At 75.8% G+C, this 18,956-nt stretch carries 8 protein-coding genes and 2 pseudogenes; 9 read left to right on the top strand and 1 reads right to left on the bottom strand.

Translation table 11 applies throughout. The annotated features are described in order from the left end of the window. Nucleotides 1-3: 3 nt before the first annotated feature. From ACPCK6_RS13410 to glyA, 8 genes and pseudogenes are all read left to right on the top strand, one after another. Entirely contained in the window at nucleotides 4-6,579 is a 6,576-nt protein-coding gene (locus ACPCK6_RS13410; protein ID WP_423481268.1) for a non-ribosomal peptide synthetase, read from the top strand. Next, nucleotides 6,576-8,045: pseudogene (locus tag ACPCK6_RS29730) on the top strand (condensation domain-containing protein); the annotation flags it as partial. The gene ACPCK6_RS13410 and the pseudogene ACPCK6_RS29730, both read left to right, overlap by 4 nt. Beyond that, nucleotides 8,019-9,374, top strand: a pseudogene (locus tag ACPCK6_RS29725) (amino acid adenylation domain-containing protein); the annotation flags it as partial. The pseudogenes ACPCK6_RS29730 and ACPCK6_RS29725, both read left to right, overlap by 27 nt. Nucleotides 9,375-9,401: 27 nt before the next feature. Further along, on the top strand, nucleotides 9,402-11,927 hold the full coding sequence (locus ACPCK6_RS29720; protein WP_514132352.1) for a class I SAM-dependent methyltransferase: 2,526 nt from the start codon (nucleotides 9,402-9,404) through the stop codon (nucleotides 11,925-11,927). Further along, on the top strand, nucleotides 11,924-13,069 hold the full coding sequence (locus ACPCK6_RS13400; protein ID WP_423481266.1) for a saccharopine dehydrogenase NADP-binding domain-containing protein: 1,146 nt from the start codon (nucleotides 11,924-11,926) through the stop codon (nucleotides 13,067-13,069). Before ACPCK6_RS29720 ends, ACPCK6_RS13400 begins: the two co-directional genes overlap by 4 nt. After that, the gene (locus ACPCK6_RS13395) at nucleotides 13,066-14,157 is read left to right on the top strand and encodes a Gfo/Idh/MocA family oxidoreductase (protein ID WP_423481265.1); all 1,092 of its coding nucleotides are present in this window, start codon (nucleotides 13,066-13,068) and stop codon (nucleotides 14,155-14,157) included. Before ACPCK6_RS13400 ends, ACPCK6_RS13395 begins: the two co-directional genes overlap by 4 nt. Beyond that, the gene (locus ACPCK6_RS13390; RefSeq protein WP_194800047.1) at nucleotides 14,154-14,909 is read left to right on the top strand and encodes a thioesterase II family protein; all 756 of its coding nucleotides are present in this window, start codon (nucleotides 14,154-14,156) and stop codon (nucleotides 14,907-14,909) included. The genes ACPCK6_RS13395 and ACPCK6_RS13390 overlap by 4 nt, the downstream gene beginning before the upstream one ends. Further along, entirely contained in the window at nucleotides 14,867-16,258 is a 1,392-nt protein-coding gene (gene glyA, locus ACPCK6_RS13385; protein ID WP_423481264.1) for a serine hydroxymethyltransferase, read from the top strand. Before ACPCK6_RS13390 ends, glyA begins: the two co-directional genes overlap by 43 nt. On the opposite strand, the gene ACPCK6_RS13380 is transcribed toward glyA, so the two are convergent. Next, nucleotides 16,243-17,493: a cytochrome P450 gene (locus ACPCK6_RS13380; protein ID WP_396881524.1), complete on the bottom strand. Its 1,251-nt coding sequence runs from the start codon at nucleotides 17,491-17,493 to the stop codon at nucleotides 16,243-16,245. The two genes, glyA and ACPCK6_RS13380, sit on opposite strands and share 16 nt — an antisense overlap. Before the next feature lie 97 nt (nucleotides 17,494-17,590). Between ACPCK6_RS13380 and ACPCK6_RS13375 the strand changes: the two genes are divergently transcribed. Next, complete coding sequence (locus ACPCK6_RS13375; RefSeq protein WP_366620415.1) at nucleotides 17,591-18,769, top strand: glycosyltransferase; 1,179 nt, start codon at nucleotides 17,591-17,593, stop codon at nucleotides 18,767-18,769. The last annotated feature ends 187 nt before the right edge of the window (nucleotides 18,770-18,956 follow it).

The raw sequence follows: 18,956 nt of genomic DNA, 5'->3' as shown, positions 1-18,956 counted from the left end.
CAAATGGATACGCAGCACGAGCTGACGCTCGACCGGGTCCGCGCCGACATCGGTGCCGCGGTCGGCGACACCGACGCGCTCGACGCCTCGGACGGCGACCTCATCGCCTGCGGCCTCGACTCGCTGAAGGTGATGCGGCTGGCCAGCCGGTGGCGGGCGGCCGGAGTGGACGTCAAGTACGCCGAACTGATGGAACGGCCGACGCTCGCGGGCTGGATGGACCTGCTCACCGCACGCCAGGCGCCCGCACCCGCCACCGCCGCTCCCGCCGCGTCCGGCGCCCCGGCGGACGACCCCGGAGAGCCGTTCGACCTCGCCCCGATGCAGTACGCCTACTGGGTCGGCCGGCACGAACAGCTCGTGCTGGGCGGCGTGGCCACCCACTTCTACGCCGAGTTCGACGGCGCCGCGATCGACACCGCCCGGCTCGACGCGGCCACCCGGGCGCTCATCGCCCGCCACGACATGCTGCGCGTGACGATCCTCGACGACGGCCGGCAGCGGGTCGCCGACTCCTCGCCGTGGTCCGGCGCCACCGTCCACGACCTGCGCGACCTCGACGGGCCGGCGGTCACCGCGCGGCTGGCGGAGATCCGCGACCGCCTCTCGCACCGGCGCTTCGACATCGCCCGGGGCGAGGTCTTCGACCTGGCCGTCTCGGTCCTGCCCGGCGGCGCCAGCCGGCTGCACCTCAACATCGACATGATCGTCGCGGACGCGCTGAGCTTCCGGATCATCCTCAACGACCTGGCCGAGCTGTACGCCGACCCGGACGCCGCGCTGCCGCCGATCCGCTACAGCTACCGCCGGTACCTCGCCGAGCGCCGCGCCGCACCGGCCCGGGGACGAGAGGCGGCCGTTGCGTACTGGCGCGAACGCCTGCCGGAGATGCCGGCCGCGCCGCAGGTGCCGCTGGCGACCGCGCCCGAGCGCCTGGCGGTCCACCGGGTGGTCCGGCGCTTCCACCGCCTCGACGCGGCCTGGCGCGAACGCCTCGACGAGCGGGCCCGGACGCACGGCGTCACGTCGTCGATGGTGTTCGCCGCCGCCTTCACCGAGGTGCTGTCCGCGTGGAGCACCGAGCCCGACTTCCTGCTCAACGTGCCGCTGTTCGACCGGGATCCGCTGCACCCGGACGTGGCGCACCTGGTCGGCGACTTCACCAACCTGCTGATCGTGGCCGTGCACACCGGGGAGGGCACGTTCCTCGACGCCTGCCGCCGGCTGCAGGACCGCGTCCGCGCCGACGCCCTGCACAGCGACTTCTCCGGCCTGGAGGTGCTGCGCGCGCTCTCCGCCGAACGCGGCGCGCAGGCGCTCGCGCCGGTGGTGTTCACCAGCGCGCTCGGCCTCGGCGAGCTGTTCAGCCGCAAGGTACGCGACTGCTTCGGCGACGCCGGCTGGAACATCTCCCAGGCCCCGCAGGTCTGGCTGGACCACCAGGTCACCGAGGACGACGGCGGGCTGCTGCTCAACTGGGACGCCGTCGACGGCCTGATCCCCGCCGACGTGCTCGACGACATGTTCGCCGCGTACCTGTGGCTGCTCGACCGGATCGTCACCGATCCGCAGGCCTGGACCGAGCCGGTACCGAGCCTGCTGCCGGAGGCCGCCGCCCGCCGCCGCGCGGCGCTGAACGACACCGCCGGCCCGCAACGGCGGACCACGCTCACCGAGGGGTTCCTGGCGCACGCCGCCGCCGAACCGGACCGGATCGCGCTCCTCGCCGCCGGGGCCGTCGTGCGCTACGGCGACCTCGCCGAGCGGGCCCGGCGGATCGCCGGCCGGCTCGTCGCCGCCGGACTGGACCCGGGCGACACGGTCGCGGTGACCCTGCCGAAGGGGCCGGCGCAGATCGAGGCGGTGCTCGGCGTGCTGTGCGCCGGCGGCGTCTTCGCCCCGGTCGGTGTCGACCTGCCGCCGGTGCGCCGCGCCGCCATCCACCGGGCCGCCGGGGTGCGGATCGTACTCACCGACACGGCCACCCGGGACCAGCCGATCTGGAGCCACGGACTGCCGGTGCTCGCCGTCGAGGAGGCCACCGACGCGCCACCGCTCGCCGAACTCCGGCCGGCCGGGCCCGACGACCTGGCGTACGTCATCCACACGTCCGGCTCGACGGGCGGCCCGAAGTGCGTGGAGATGACGCACCGGGCGGCGATGAACACCATCGAGGACATCGGCGACAGGTGGGGCATCGGCCGGGACGACCGGGGACTCGCGCTGTCCGCGCTGGACCACGACTGGTCGGTGTACGACATCTTCGCGTTCCTCACCGCCGGCGCCGCGCTGGTCTGCGTCGACGACACCGCCCGCCGCGACGCCGAGCACTGGCTCGACCTGGTCCGCCGCCACCGCGTCACGGTGTGGACGTCGGTACCGGCGCTGCTGGACATGCTGCTCGTGGCGGCCGAGGGCGAGGCGGCGGAGCAGGCCGGCGACCTGCCGTTGCGGCTGGCTCTCGTCGGCGGCGACTGGGTGGGGCTCGACCTGTACGACCGGCTCACCGCGCGGGCGCCCGGCGCCCGCCTGGTCGCGCTCGGCGGCGCCACCGAGGTCGGCATCCACTCCACCTGGCACGAGGTGACCGAGGTGCCGGCGCACTGGCGGTCGGTGCCGTACGGCGCCCCGCTGCGCAACCAGCTCACCCGCGTGGCCGACGGGCTCGGCCGGGACCGGCCCGACCTCGTGCCCGGCGAGCTGTGGCTCGGCGGCGTCGGCGTCGGGCCGGGCTACCGGGGCGACCCGGAACGCACCGCCGCGCGGTTCGTCGAGCGGGACGGGCAGCGCTGGTACCGCACCGGTGACCTGGCCCGCTTCCACCCCGACGGGCGCCTGGAGTTCCTCGGTCGCCTCGACGGCCAGGTGAAGATCCTGGGACACCGGCTCGACCTCGGCGACGTGGAGGCGGCGCTGCGCGAGCACCCGGGCGTGGCCCGCGCGGTCGCGCTGACCGTACCCGGCGAGGCCGGGCCGCGGCTGGTCGCCGCGGTGACCCCGGCGGCCGGCGGGCCCGTCGACGCGGAGACGCTCCGGGCGTACGCCGGGGAGCGGCTGCCGCCGTACATGGTGCCGTACCGCGTCGACGTGCTGGACACGCTACCGCTCACCACGAACGCGAAGATCGACCGGACCGCGCTCGCCGCCCGGTTCAGCGACGACGCCCGGCCCGCACCCGAGGCGGCGGGCCGGCTGACCGGTCCGGCCGAACTCGCCGTCGCGGCCGTCTGGGCCGACCTGCTCGGCCGGCCCGCCGTCGGCCCCGACGACAGCTTCTTCGCCCTCGGCGGCAACAGCCTGCTCGCCACCCGCCTGGTCACCGCCGTGCGGGCGGCCGGATTCCCGGGCGCGCGCCTGTCCACGCTGTTCGCCGCGCCGACGCTCCGGGCGTTCGTGGACCGGCTCGGCGAGGCGTCCGCGCCGGTCGCCCCGGCCGCGCCCGCCACTGCCGTGCCGGTCGAGGCCCACCCCGAGCGACGGTACGACCCGTTCGACGCCACCGAGGTCCAGCGCGCCTACTGGCTGGGCCGGCGTCCCGAGTTCACCCTCGGCGGCGTCGGCTCGCACTGGTACTGGGAGTTCGAGGGCGAGCAGGTCGACCTGGAGCGGTTCGAGGAGGCGTTCAACCGGGTCGTCGCCCGGCACGACATGCTGCGCGCCGTCTTCGACGACGACGCCCGGCAGCGGGTGCTGCCCGAGGTGCCGCGCTACCGGATCACGGTCACCGACGCCGACGGTGACGCGTACCCGATCGCGGTCGAGCGGATGCGCGACGACCTCGCCCACCTGGTGCACGACCCGGCCGCCTGGCCGATGTTCGCGGTCCGCGCGGTCCGCTCGGCGGACCGCACCCGCATCGGCCTCAGCCTCGACTTCCTGGTCCTCGACGCGCTCAGCATCATGATCGTGCTGGCCGACCTGGCCGAGCTGTACGCCGACCCGGCGGCCGCCCTGCCCGAACTGGGGATCACCTTCCGCGACTGCGTGGTGGCCGGGGATCCCGACCCGCAGCGCCGCGAGGCCGCCCGGCGCCACTGGGTCGAACGGCTGCCGCACCTGCCGCCCGGCCCGCGGCTCCCGCTGGCCCGCGACCCCCGCCAGGTCGACCGGCCCCGCTTCACCCGGCGGGAGGGACGCCTGAACGACCAGGCGTGGTCGCGCCTGGTCGCGCGGGCCGCCGAGCACGGCGTGACCCCGTCCACTGTGGTCGCCGCCGCGTTCGCGGCCGTCCTCGGGCGGTGGAGCGCCACGCCGGACTTCACGCTGAACCTCACGCTGTTCGACCGGCCCGCCACCCACCCCGACATCCCCCGCATCGTCGGTGACTTCACCTCGCTGCTGCTGGTCGCGAACACGCCCGAGCCGGGGGAGAGCTTCGCCGCCGCCGTCCGCCGGCTCCAGGGCCGCGTCTGGGCCGACATCGAGCACAGCTCCTTCTCCGGCATCGCGGTTCTGCAGGAACTGGCCCGGCACACCGGCTCGGCGGAGGTCGCCATGCCTGTGGTGTTCACCAGCACCATCGGCGTCAGCGCCGCCACCGATCGCCCGTTCGGCCTGACCACCCCGTTCGGCCGGTACGTCACCGGCCTGTCCCAGACCCCGCAGGTGTGGCTCGACCACCAGGTCACCGAACACGAGGGCGGGCTGCTGTTCAACTGGGACGCGGTCGAGGAGCTGTTCGCGCCGGGCGTGCTCGACGCGATGTTCGACGCGTACCGCGCGTTGCTGCGCCACCTCGCCACCGCCGGCTGGGACCGGCCCGCGCCGGTGCCGCTGCCGGCCGGGCAGGCGCAGGTGCGGGCCCGGGTCAACGACACCGGCGCCCCCGTCACCGACCGGCTGCTGCACGCCGGGTTCGCCGCCGTCGCCCGCGACGACCCCGGCCGTACCGCACTGGCCTGGGGCGACGGTGAGACGCTGAGCTACGGCGAACTCGCCCGGCGGGGCCGCCGCGTCGCCGGCGCGCTCGTCGCCACCGGCGTGCGGCCCGGCGACAACGTGGCCGTCTCGCTGCCCCGGGGACCGGACCAGGTCGCCGCGGTGCTCGGCGTCCTGCACGCCGGCGCCGCGTACGTCCCGGTCGCCGCCGACCAGCCCGAGCTGCGCCGGGAGCGGATCCACCGGGGCGCCGGGATCCGGGTCGCGCTCACCTCGTCGGCGGTGCCCGACGGCGTGACCGCGCTGCCGATCGCGCGGGCGCTGGCCGCCGCCGAGCTCGCCGAACCGGTCACCGTCACGCCCGACCAGCCCGCGTACGTCATCTTCACCTCCGGCTCCACCGGCGAACCCAAGGGCGTGGTGACCGCGCACGGTGCCGCCTGGAACACTGTGGACGACATCAGCTCGCGCTTCGGCGTCGGCTCCGGCGACCGGGTGCTGGCGGTCAGCGCCCTCGACTTCGACCTGTCCGTCTACGACCTGTTCGGCGTCCTCGCGGCCGGCGGGACCGTGGTGCTCACCGCCGAGGACGAGCGCGCCGATCCGGCCGCCTGGCTGCGCCTGGCCGACACCCACCGGGTCACGGTCTGGAACTCGGCCCCGGCGCTGCTGGACATGCTGCTCACCATGGCGGGCGACCGGCCGCCGCTGCCGCTGCGCCTGGCCCTGGTCTCCGGCGACTGGGTCGGGCTGGACCTGCGGCGGCGCCTCGACGCGGTGACCTCCGGTTGCCGGCTGATCGCCCTCGGCGGTGCCACCGAGGCGGCCATCTGGTCGAACGCGTTCGAGGTGACCGAGGTGCCCCCGGAGTGGACGTCGGTCCCGTACGGCTTCCCGCTGCGCGGCCAGCGCTACCGGGTCGCCGACCCGGCCGGCGCGGACCGGCCCGACTGGGTGCCGGGTGAGCTGTGGATCGGCGGGGCGGGCGTCGCGCTCGGCTACCACGGCGACGAACGCCGCACCGCCCAGCGTTTCGTCCGTCACGACGGCGGCCGCTGGTATCGCACCGGTGACCTGGGCCGCTACTGGCCGGACGGCACGCTGGAGTTCCTCGGCCGCGCCGACCACCAGGTGAAGATCCGCGGCCATCGGGTGGAACTGGGCGAGGTCGAGGCGGCCCTGGAGAGCCACCCGGCGGTGACCCGGGCGGTGGCCGTCGCTCCCGGGGGACGGCAGCGCCGGCTGCTCGCGGCGGTGGTCGCACCCGGCGGCGTCGATCCCGCCGACCTGCGCGCGCACTTGGCCCGCCGGCTGCCCGAGCACATGGTGCCGACCCGCGTCGAACACCTCGCCGAGCTGCCGCTGACCGCCAACGGCAAGGTCGACCGGGCACGCGTCGAGGCGATCGTCGACCGGCCCGACCACACCGGCGGGGAACGGATCAGCGACCCGGTCGAGGAGGCGGTGGCGCAACTCTGGGCCGACCTGCTCGGCCAGCCCGTCACCGGCCGCCGGGAGAGCTTCTTCGCGCTCGGCGGCAACAGCCTGCTCGCCACCCGGCTGGTGGCCGCGTCCCGGGCCCGGTTCGGGGTCGAGCTGTCGCTGCGCCAACTGCTCACCGCGCCGACGGTCGCCGAGCAGGCCGCCCTCGTCGCCGCCCAGTCCACCGTGGAACTCGCCGTCGAGGAGGGTGTGCTGTGACCGCAGCGCTGCGTGCCGACGCCGCCGCGATCCTGGCCGAGCTGGAGGCCGCCGGCGTCCGGCTGTGGGCCGAGGACGCCCGGCTGCGTTTCCGCGCGCCGCAGGGCGTGCTGACCGAGGAACGGCGGGCCCGGCTGCTCGCCGCCAAACCCGAACTGCTCGCGTACCTCGCCGAGGCCGAGTCGGGACGCATCGAGCCCGAACCGGCGGCCCGCCACGAGCCGTTCCCGCTCACCGACATCCAGGCCGCGTACCTGATGGGCCGGCGCACCGTGTTCGCGTACGGCGGGGTCGGCTGTCACGCCTACGGCGAGGTGCGGCTGCGCGACCTGGACCCGGAGCGGGTCCGTGACGCCTGGCAGGCGCTGGTGGACCGGCACGACATGCTGCGGGCGGTGATCGACGCGAACGGCTCGCAGCGCGTCCTGGCCGAGGTGCCGCCGGTCCGGGTCGCCGCCACCGACCTGCGCGGGCGCCCCGCCGAGGAGGTCGAGGCACACGTCGCGGCCGTGCGGGCCGCCATGGACCACCGGGTCTACGAACCGCACGAGTGGCCGCTGTTCGACCTGGCGGTGACCCGCGCCGACGACGGCGCGCTGCTGCACGTCTCGATCGACTTCCTGATCGCCGACTTCGTCAGCATCCAGCTGCTGCTCACCGAGTTCCAGGAGCACTACACCGATCCGGACCTGGTCCGGCCGCCGCTCGACGTCACGTTCCGTGACTACCTGGCCGCCGAGCGGCGGCTGCGCGGCACCCGCCGCTACGAGCGGGACCAGGCGTACTGGTTCGACCGGATCGACACCCTGCCGGCCGCGCCGGACCTGCCGGTCCTCGGCGACCCGTCCGCCGGCGACCCGGTCCGGTTCCGGCGCCACGAGCTGCGTCTCGGCGGCGCCGGGTACGCCGCGCTGCGCGAGGCCGCCGCCGCGCACGGGCTCAGTCCGACCGCGGCGGTCCTCACCGCGTACGCCGAGGTGATCGGCAGGTGGAGCCGGCGGCGACGGTTCGTGCTGAACCTGACGATGCTCAACCGGCTGCCGCTGCACCCGCAGGTGGACCGGCTGGTCGGCGACTTCACCTCCGCCGTGCTGCTGGAGGTCGACGGCGCCGAGGGGACCACGCTCGCCGAACGCGGTGGCGCCCTGCAACGGCGGCTGTGGCAGGACCTCGACCACCGGCTGGTCGGCGGCGTCACCGTGCTGCGGGAACTGGCCCGCCGCCGGGGCGCCGACGCCGCGCTCATGCCCGTGGTGTTCACCAGCGCGCTCGGTCTCGGCGACACCACAGCGCCCGGGCCGGAGGCGGGGGAGACCGGCTACGGCATCAGCCAGACCCCGCAGGTGTGGATCGACTGCCAGGCGCTGGAACGGGGCGACGGCCTCGAACTGCACTGGGACGTCCGGCAGGGGGTGTTCCCGGACGGTGTCGCGGAGGACATGTTCGCGGCGTTCGGCGACCTCATACGACGGCTGGCCGGCGACGCGCCGCCCTGGTCGCAGCCGTCCCCTGTGGACCTGCCGGAGCGGCAGCGCCGCCGCCGCGCCGAGGTCAACGACACCGCGGCGCCGCTGTCCGGGCGGCTGCTGCACAGCGGCGTGGTCGAGCAGTGCCGGCGCACCCCGGACCGCCCGGCGGTGCTGTCCGGGGAGCGCACGCTCACGTACGGCGAGCTGCTCGGCCGGGCCGGCGCGGTGGCGGCGGCGCTGCGCGAACGTGGCTGCGCGCCCGGCGACATCGTCGCCATCGTCATGCACACCGGCTGGGAGCAGCCGGTCGCGGCGCTCGGCGCGCTGCTGGCCGGCGGCGTCTACCTGCCGATCGACACCCGCAGCCCCCGGGCGCGCCGCGACGCGCTGCTGTCCGGTGCCGGCGCGCGGCACGTGCTGGCCACCGCCGCCACCGCCGACGGGCTCGACGCCCCGATCCTGGTCGAGCGGCTGGACCCGGTCGAGCCCGACGAGCGGCTACTGACGCCCGCCGCCGGCCCGGCGGACCTGGCCTACGTCATCTACACCTCCGGCTCGACCGGCACGCCCAAGGGCGTGATGATCGACCACCGGGGCGCGGTCAACACCGTCGAGGACGTCAACGCCCGCTTCGGCGTCGGGCCGGACGACCGGGTGCTGGCCCTGGCCAGCCTCGCCTTCGACCTGTCCGTGTACGACCTGTTCGGCCCGCTGGCCGTCGGCGGCGCACTGGTGCTGCCCGACCACGACCGGCGCGCCGACCCGTCACACTGGGTCGACACGATGCTGCTGCACAGCGTCACGCTGTGGAACTCCGTCCCGGCGCAGATGCAGATGCTCGCCGACTACCTGACCGTGGAGGCCGGCGTCGACCTGCCGTCGCTGCGGCTGGCGCTGCTCAGCGGCGACTGGATCCCGGTCACCCTGCCGGACCAGATCCGCGGTCGGCTGCCCGGGCTGCGGCTGGTCAGCCTCGGTGGCGCGACGGAGGCGTCGATCTGGTCGATCCACCACCCGATCGAGGCGGTCCCGCCGCACTGGCGCAGCATCCCGTACGGCACGCCGCTGACCAACCAGACGTTCCACGTGCTCGACGAGGCCGGACGTGACTGCCCGGACTGGACGGTGGGGGAGCTGTACATCGGCGGCGTGGGCGTCGCGGCCGGCTACCTCGGCGACCCGGAGCAGACCGCCCGCCGGTTCAGCGTGCACGAGCCCGGCGGCGAGCGCCGGTACCGTACCGGCGACCTCGGCCGCTACCGGCCCGACGGCGTCATCGAGTTCCTCGGCCGGGAGGACGACCAGGTCAAGATCCGCGGCCACCGGATCGAACTGGCCGAGGTCGAGGCGGCGATGCAGTCGCACCCGGCGGTCGGTGCCGCCGTCGCGTTCGTGGAGGGCGAGCCGCCGCTGGACCGGCGCCTCGCCGCCGTGGTCGAGACCGCACACCGGGAGCCGGACCGGGAGGCCGCCGTCCGCGACACCGCCCGGCTCCTCGACGGCGCCCGGCGCCGGCTCGCCGAGGTACGCCGGGAGATGGACGCCGACGCGGCAGTCGCGTTCGCCCGCGAACTGGACCGCACCGCGCTGCTGGCGATGGTCACCACGCTGCGCGGAGCCGGCCTGTTCCGTACCGCCGGGTCGGCGCACACGCTGCCGGAGGTGCTCGACGCCGCCCGCGTCGCCCCGAAGCACCACCGGCTGGTCCGGCGCTGGGTCAAGGGCCTGATCGCGGGCGGCATGATGCACCGCGACGGCGACCGGCTCACCGGCGTACCGCCGGTCACCGCCGACGACGTGGCGGCGGCCTGGGCGCGGGTCGACGAACTGCTGCCCGGTGGCGGGCACCGGCCCGAACTCGTCGAGTACTTCCGCGCGGCCACCACCCGGCTCCCCGAGCTGCTGCGCGACGACGCCGACCCGATCCAGTTGCTGTTCCCCGAGGGGCGGCTGGACATCCAGGAGTCGGCCTACCAGGGCAACTTCCTCAGCGACACGGTCAACCGGCTGGTCGTCGAGGCGATGTGCACGCTCGCCTCCGACTTCCCGGCCGGGCGGCCGATGCAGGTGCTGGAGGTGGGCGCCGGGGTGGGCGGCACCAGCATCGACCTGATCCCGGCGCTCGCCGCGCACCCGGTGCGCTACCTGTTCACCGACGTCTCCACCTTCTTCCTCAACGCCGCGCAGGAACGCTTCGCCGCGTACCCCTGGGTCGGCTACGGCATCTACGACCTGAACGCCGACTACCGGGCGCAGGGCCTGGAGTCCAACGCGTTCGACGTGATCCTCTGCGCCAACGTGCTGCACTACGCCCGCCACGCCGGCCGGGCGCTGGCACGGTTCAGGGAGATGCTGCGCCCCGGCGGCTGGCTGGTCTTCATCGAGACGACCCGGGACAACTACCAGATCCTCACCTCGATGGAGTTCCTGTTCGACGCCACCGCCGGCGACTTCGAGGACGTACGGGCCGGACAGGACGAGACGTTCATCTCCCGGCCGCAGTGGCAGGCGCTGCTCACCGAGGCCGGCGCCTCCACAGTGGTGTGCCTGTCCGACGAGGACGAGGCCCTGGACCGGATCGGCATGCACGTGTTCGCGGTGCGGTTCAAGGCCGACCGGGTGCCGGTCACCCCGGCCGAGATCACCGCGCACCTGGGCGAGCGGCTGCCCGGCTACATGGTGCCGGGCACGATCGGGGTGGTCGACGCGCTGCCGCTGACCGGCAACGGCAAGGTCGACCGGGCCGCCCTGCCGGCGCTGCTGCGGGCACCGGAGCTGGGCGGAGCCGCGCCGGTGTCGGCGGAGCCGTCCGGCGACGTCGAGATCGCGCTGGCGAAGGCGTGGGCGGAGGTGCTGGGCGTGCCCACCGTCGGCCGCGACCACACCATCTTCCAGCTCGGCGGCGACTCTCTGCTGGCGGCACAGCTCGTCGCCCGGATCCGCGAGTCGGTGCCGGCGGCCGCCGACGCCTTCTTCGACCAGATGCTGCGCGACCTGCTGGAGGGGTGCACGCTCGCCGAACTCGCGGCCGGTCTCGGCGCCGGTTCCGCCGCCGAACCCCGGTCCGGGGACGAGGCCGGGCCGGACGGGCCGGTGACACTGGTCGGCCTGGACGGTCCGGGGCCGGACGTGCTCGTGCACGACGGCACCGGCGGGCTCCCCCCGGTCGCCGGTGACCTCGCCGCCGCCGGGTCCGGCCTGGTGGTGGCCGCGCCGCAGACGTACCTCGGCCTGGACCCGGCGGTGCTCGTCGACTGGCACGCCTCCGCCTGCGCCGACGTGCTGGCCGGGACCACGCCGCTCGCGCTGGCCGGGCGGGACTTCGGCGCCCTGCTCGCGGTCGAGGTGGCCCGGCGCCGGCTGGAGCAGGGCGGCGAGATCAGCCGGCTGGTCGCCGTCGTCACCGAGCCGTTCACCCCGGACCTGCGCGACGACCTGCTCGTCGAGTACGCCTTCGCCAGGGCTCTCGGCGTGGCGCCGCCGGACGTCGGGCTGCCCGCCGAGGCGGACCTGGCACGTGCCGTCGAGGCGGCCGGTGGCGGCGTGCTGCCGCCGGGACGGCTCACCTATCCGCCGGCCGGGCAGGAGGCGCCCGGCGTGACCGACGTGCTGCTGCGGCAGGCCGAACGCCCGGCCGGCGAGCGGCTCGCCGCCATCGCCGCGCGGGCCGGCCTGACCGGGGCCGAGACCGAGCGGCGGTACGAGATGTTCCGGCACAGCCTCGACGCGGCGGCCCGGCACCGCGCCGAGCCGTACGCCGGGGACGTCACGCTGGTGCTCGCGTTCGACAGTGGGCTCTGGCCGGCGGCGGCGGAGGCGATCCCGGCCCGCTGGCGCGACCAGTGCCTCGGCGCGGTCGACGTGCGGTGGTCGCGGTGACCGCCGGCCCGGTCGCCGTGGTCGGCGGGTACGGCGCGGTGGGCAGCGCCGCCGTCGCCCGGCTGCACCGCGACGGCGTGGGGCCGCTGCGCGTCGGCGGCCGGAACCCCGACCGGGCTGCGGCGCTGGTCCGTGACCGGCTCGGCGGTGCCGGGGAGGCGGCCGCCGTCGACGTGTACGACAGGGACTCGCTGGCCCGCTTCTGCGCCGGCTGCCGGCTCGTCGTCTGCGCGGGCGGCGCGTCACACCAGGTACTCGACCGGGTGGCGGTGGCCGCCCTGGCCGCCGGCGCGGACTACGTGGACGCCGGCGGGGACGAGCCGTTGTACGACCGCCTCGCCGGGCGCGACCTCGCCGCGCGGGGCCGGATCGCGCTCGTCACCGCCGGGATGATGCCGGGACTCAGCGGGCTGCTGCCCCGCTGGCTGGCGGCGCGGGGCGTGACCCGGCCCCGGCGCCTGATCGCCCACCTCGGCGTGATGGACCGGCTCACCCCGGCCGGCGCGGTCGACTACCTGCTCAGCCTGCACGACCGCGAGCGGGAGTCGCGCGCCGTGTGGATCGGCGGCCGGCCGGTCGCCCGCGCCGCCGAACCACAGGTGGACGCGCTGGTGCCGTTCTTCCCCAACCCGGTCGGCGTGCACCCGTACCTCGGCTACGAGGCGCGCCGGCTCGGCGCCGGGCTCGGCCTGGACGAGGTCCGCTGGAACTCCGTCTTCGACGGCGGCGCCGCGATGATGGCCACACTGGGCCGCCTCCAGGGGGCGATGGCCGGGCAGAGCGACCTGAGCCTTGCCGCCGCCGAGCTGGCCCGCGCCGCCGACCTGGACATGTTCTCGCGCCGGCCGTACCAGTTGATGCTGCTGGAACTGTCCGGCGCGGACGCCGCGGGCGACCCGGTCACCCGGACCGTGCTGGCCCGCTCGACCGACACGTCCGCCCTCACCGGCACGGTCCTGGCGCTGGCCGCGCGGCAGGTGCTGGACGGGCTGGTGAAACCGGGGACGCACTTCGCGGCCGAGGGCCTGCACCCGGAGCGGCTGGTCGAGGCGCTGCTGCGCACCGGCGCGCTCACCGCGTTCGAGACGTTCGACGTACCAGCCGCCGAGGCGGCGTCGGCGGTCGAGGAGGGCGCGTTGTGACAGGGCCCCGGGTGGTCGTCGCCGGCACCGGGTTCGGCCGGGTCTACCTGGCCGGCGTCGCCGACCCGGCGTTCCCGTTCGAGCTGGCCGGCGTGCTCGCCCGGGGCAGCGAGCGGTCCCGGGCCTGCGCCGAGCGCTACGGCGTACCGCTGTGGACCCGGGTGGCGGACCTGCCCGGCGACGTGGACGTGGCCTGCGTGGTGGTGGGTTCCGCGCCCACCGGCGGGCCCGGCGCCCGGCTCGCGGTCGAGCTGATGCGCCGAGGCGTGCACGTCCTCCAGGAGCACCCGGTGCACCCGGGGGAACTGGCGGAGTGCCTGCGCCAGGCCCGCGCCTCCGGGGTGCGGTACCGGCTCAACAGCCACCACGTCCACGTGGCCGCGGTACGCCGCTTCATCGCCGCGGTACGCGACCTCGCGGCCCGGCAGGACCTGCTGTTCGTCGACGCGGCCACCAGCGTGCAGGTGCTCTACACCCTGTTCGACGTGCTCGGCGAGGCGCTGCCCCGGCTGCGTCCGTGGACGTTCGCCCCGCCGGTCACGCCGCCCGGCGTCCCGCCGGCCGAGGCGCCGTTCCACAGCCTCGCCGGTGTGCTCGGCGGCGTGCCGGCCACGCTGCGGGTGCAGCACCACCTCGACCCGCGCGAGCCGGACAACCACGCCCACCTGTGGCACCGGATCACCGTCGGCGCCGAGGGCGGGACGCTGACGCTGGTCAGCAGCAACGGGCCGGTGCTGTGGTGCCCCCGGCCGCACCTGCCGCCGACGGACCGGCTGGCCGGGTTCGACGAGCTGGCCGACGCGCACCTGAGCTACGGCGTCGCGGAGCCGGTTGGTCCGGCGACCGCGCCGACGTTCGCGGAGGTCTTCACACGACAGTGGCCGGCGGCGGTCCAGACCGCCATGACGGGATTGTGGGACGCGGTGACCGACGGCGAGGATCCGATGACCAGAGGCCAGTACCATCTCACGCTCGGCCGCCTCACCCAGGACGTGCTCGATCTGCTCGGGCCGATGCACCTGGTCCGGCGGGACACCCCCACGGTGCTGTCCGCGCGGCACCTGTCCGCGGGACCGGAGGCGGCATGACCCCGCTGACCCGCTGCCTCCAGCGGTACGCCGCGCCCGCCGCGCCGGCCACGCGGCTCGTCTGCTTCCCGCACGCCGGTGGCGGGGCGAGCGGCTTCCGGCAGTGGGCCGGGCACCTGCCCGGCGGGGTGGAACTGCTGGCCGTGCAGTACCCGGGCCGGGAGGAGCGCATCGCCGAACCGCCCGCGACCGACCTGTGCCGCCTCGCCGCCGAGGTGTCGCACGCGCTCGCCGGTCTCGACCCGGCGCCCACCGTCCTGTTCGGGCACAGCCTCGGCGCGGCTGTCGCGTTCGAGACCGCCCGCCGCCTGCCGTCGCCGGTGCTGCTCGTCGTGTCCGGCCGGCAGGCGCCGGTGGACCCGGGCCGCTCGGTGCACCTGATGAGCGGCGACGAGCTGTGGCAGGACGTGGCCCGCTCCGGCGGCACCCGGCAGGAGGTGCTCGACAGCGACGAGTTGCGGGCGCTGCTGCTGCCGGTGCTGCGGGCCGACTACCGGCTCAGCGAGACCTACCGGCCGGCGCCGCTGCCGCTGCTGGCCTGCCCGGTGCTGGCCTGCTCCGGGGACCGCGACCCGGAGGTCGACCCGGCCGCCCTGGACGGCTGGCGGTCGGTGACCACCGGGACGTTCACCGCCCGGCTGTTCCCCGGCGACCACTTCTACCTGGTGCCGCAGCGGGGCGCGCTGATCGCCGAGGTGCTGCGTACCGCGTGGTCACTGCCGGCCGCCGCAGCCTGGCCGTCGACGCCGTGACCAGCGAGGCGCTCACCGGCGCGCCGGACACCGGCACGACCGACCGGATCGCGGCGCTGTCCGCCGTAGCCGCCGCCGGGGGCGAGGGGTTCGCCCGGCTCGCCGCCGCCGACCCGGCGCTCGTGGCACTCGCCCACCGGCAGCGGGAGCGGCGGTGCCGGCAGCTCAACCTGGTCGCGGCGGCCAGCCCGACGCTGCCGGCCGTGCTGGCCGCCGGTGCGCTGGGCTTCGGCGCCGTCACCGCCGAGGGGTACCCGGGTCAGCGCTACCACTCCGGCGCCGAGACCGTCGACGCGGTGGAACGGCTCGCCCGGGCCCGCGCCGAGCTGCTGTTCGGCGCCGCGCACGCGAACGTGCAGCCGGCGTCCGGCTCGGCGGCGAACCTGGCCGTGCTCTACGGGCTGCTCGGGCCGGACGACACCGTGCTGTCGCTGGAGCTGAGCCACGGCGGGCACCTGTCGCACGTCTCCGGCGCGGCGAGCGTCTCCCGCCGGGTGCGGGCCCGGCACTACCGGGTCGGCCCGGACGGGCTGGTGGACACCGACGCGGTGGCCGCGCTGGTCCGCGAGGTCCGGCCCCGGCTGCTCATCTGCGGCGGCTCGGCCTGTCCCCGCGCGGTCGACTTCGCCGCGTTCCGCCGCGCCGCGGACGAGACCGGCGCGCTGCTGATGGCCGACGTCAGCCACGTCAGCGGCCTGGTCGCCACCGGGCTGCACCCGTCGCCGTTCGACCACTGCGACGTGGTGACCACGTCCACGTACAAGCAGTTGCGCGGCCCCCGGGGCGGGCTGGCCCTGCTCGGCGCCCGGTCCCGGATCCGCGCCGCCGACCTGGACCGGGCGGTGTTCCCCGGCTTCCAGGGCACGCCCGACTTCGGTGCCATCGCCGGCAAGGCGGTCGCGCTGCGCCACGCGGCCCGGCCGGCGTTCGCCGCCGCGATGGGCCGGGTGGTGCGCTACGCCGGGCAGCTCGCCGACGCCCTCACCGGGCGGGGCGTACCGGTGCTGACCGGCGGCACCGACACCCACATGGTGCTCGTCGACCTGCGGCACGCCCCGGTGTCCGGCCGGTACGTCTGCGACGTGCTGGAGGCGCACGGTGTGCTCGCCAACCGCAACCCGGTGCCGGACGACCCGCGACCGGTCGGGCAGACGAGCGGGCTGCGGTTCGGCACCAACGACCTGGCGTTCCGGGACGTCGGCGACGACCTCGTGACCAGTGTCGTGGCGGCCGTCGCCGGTGCCGTGGCGGAGCTGGCCGAGACCGGCGACCAGGCGCGCTGCCCGTCCCTGGCCGTACTGCCGGGCCTGGTCGCCGAGGTCGCGTCGCGCGGCTACCGGGAGGAGTGAGGCACCCGGTCGACGCGCAGCGGCAGCGCGGTCAGCGCCCGCAGACTGAAGCTCGGCACCGCCCGGCGCGGCGCACCGGCGAGCGCCAGCCCGGGCCGGGCGCGCAGCAGCGCGGTGAGCGTCGCGGCCGTCTCCAGCCGCGCCAGGTAGCCGCCCACGCAGGCGTGCGCGCCCCGCCCGAAGCCGAGGTTGCGGTTCGCGCCGGGCCGGTCCACGTCGAGCCGGTCCGGGTCGGGGAAAGCCCGCTCGTCCCGGTTGGCGGAGCCGACGAGCAGCATCACCGGCTGCCCGGCCGGGATCGTGACGTCGCCGACCCGGTGCTCCCCGGTGGTGACCCGGGTCGCGGTCTGCACCGGGCTGTCGTAGCGCAGCAGCTCGTCCACCGCGCCCGTCATCAGCGCCGGGCCGGCGCGGAGCCGGTCGAGCTGCTCCGGGTGCCGCAGCAGCGCCAGCATCCCGTTGCCGATCAGGCTCACCGTGTTGTGGTGCCCGACGATGAGCAGGAAGACGCCGTTCACCAGCAGCTCGGCGAGCGTCATCGTCCGCTCGGCGCGCTGTGCGGCCAGCCACCTGCTCATCAGGTCGCCGGTCGGCTCGCGCCGGCGGCGGGTCAGCAGCCGACCGAAGTAGTCGCCCGCTTCCCGCGTCGCCTCGGCCGCCGCGTCCCGCTGCGCGTCGCTGAGCAGCGCGTCCGGGTCGGAGGCGGCGCCGAACGCGCGGGACCACCGCTCCAGCAGCGGCCAGTCCGCCCGGGGCAGCCCGAACAGGCGTCCGATCACCGCGATCGGCACCGGGTACGCGACGTCGGCGACGAGGTCGATCTCACCCCGGTCCGGCAGCGCGCCCACCACCTCGGCGACGGCCGCGTCGATCGCCGGGCGCATGGCGTCCACCGCCTGCGGCACGAACTCGTGGCTCATCGCCGAGCGGATGCGCGGATGGTCCGGCGCGTCGAGCGCGTTGAGCGGCAGCGGGAACCGGGCGTCGATGCCCCGGGTCCGGAAGTACTCGTCGTACGCGGTGAGCCGGCCCAGGTCGCAGCTCAGTCGCGGGTCGCGCAGCCCGGCGCGGACGTCGTCGTACCGGGACACCAGCCAGATGCCCGCGTTGGTGCGTACCGCCGGCGCCTCGTCGCGCAGCCGGCGCAGGAACGGGTACGGGTCGTCGGCGTACGCGGCGCCGGTCACGGTGGCGAGGAAATCCGCCGCGATTCCGGGCGGGGAGGAGGTGGTCATCGGTGGCCTCCGTCGACTGTGGTGCCTGCGGATCGGCTGGGCGAGAATACCGGGGGCCAGGGCTCCGTCACCCATTATCCGGAGGTGGATGGCCCTCATGAAAGTCGTGGTGACCTGCCAGCCCGCAGTCGGGCACTTCCATGCGATCGCTCCGCTCGCGCTCGCCGCCCGCACCGCCGGGCACGACGTCACGGTGGTCACCGGACGGGGCCTCGGCCCCTGGGTGACCCGGGCCGGGCTGGACGTGGTGGAAGTGGGCCCGGCGTGGCTGGCCGACGGGCCGAGGACGTCGGCGTTCGACGACGAGCGCCGGCGGCTGCGGCTGATGGCCATGGCCACCGCCGCGCTCATCCCCGGCATCGTCGAGGTGCTCCGGGACACCCGCGCCGACGTGCTGCTGCACGAGTCGCTGGAGTGGGCCGGGCCGCTCGCCGCCGACGCGGTGGGCGTGCCCTACGCGGCGCTCGGCCAGCTCCCGCGCCTGCCCCGGGCGGTCACGGCGCAGACGATGGGCGCGGGCTGGAGCCAGGCCCGCACCCGCCTCGGACTGCCCGCCGACCCGGGCATGGCGCGGCTCTACCCGTACCTCTACCTCGACGCGTACCTGCCGAGCATGCAGCCGCTGTCCGACGACCCGCTGCTGTGGTTCGGCGGACGGGCCGAGGACGAGGTGGTGCACCCGATCATGCCGCCGCTGTACCAGGTGGACGGCCCGGTGCCGGACTGGCTCACCGCCCCGGCCACACGGCCGCTGATCTACATGACCATGGGCACGGCGTTCAACCAGACGCCGCACCTGTTCCGCGCCGCCGCGCGGGGCCTGCGCGACGAGGACGTCGACGTGGTCATGACGCTCGGCTCCGGCGTCGACCTCGCCGCCACCGGCATCGACGCGCCGAACGTGCGGCTGGCCACGTACATCCCGCAGGACGAGGTGCTGCGCCGCACCGCAGTGGTGCTGCACCACGCCGGCTACCTGACCACAGTCGGCGCGCTGCGGCACGGCCTGCCGATGGTGGTCGTCCCGGTCGCCGTCGACCAGCCGTACCACGCCCACCGGCTCAGCGCGGCCGGGGTGGCGATCCGCCTCGACGAGGCAGCGGCCACGCCGGAACGCATCCGCGACGCGGTGCGCGCCACCCTGGACGACGACCTCTACCGGCGCAACGCCGCCCGGCTCCAGGCGGAGATGGCCGGGATGCCCGGCGTGGAACGGGGCATCGAGCTGCTGGAGCGGTTGGCCGAGGAGCGCCGGCCGCTGCGCGCGGCCGCATAGGACGGAACCCGGCCGCGTACGCCCGCACCTGTTCGCGCGGCCACCTCGCAGAGAGGCGACAGCCATGCGCGTACCCCTGGAGACCGTCGACGCCGAGCCGGCGCCGCTCGGCCGGATCCTGCTCACCGGCGCGACCGGCCGGGTCGGCGCCCGGCTGCTGCCCCACCTCAAGCGGCTCGGCGGCGAG

This window comes from Micromonospora sp. AB353 (assembly GCF_049538395.1).
In the GTDB taxonomy this organism is placed as follows: Bacteria; Actinomycetota; Actinomycetes; order Mycobacteriales; family Micromonosporaceae; genus Micromonospora; species Micromonospora aurantiaca.
Note: the sequence above shows the minus strand (reverse complement) of the source record. Positions and strands in the feature narration are given on the sequence as shown.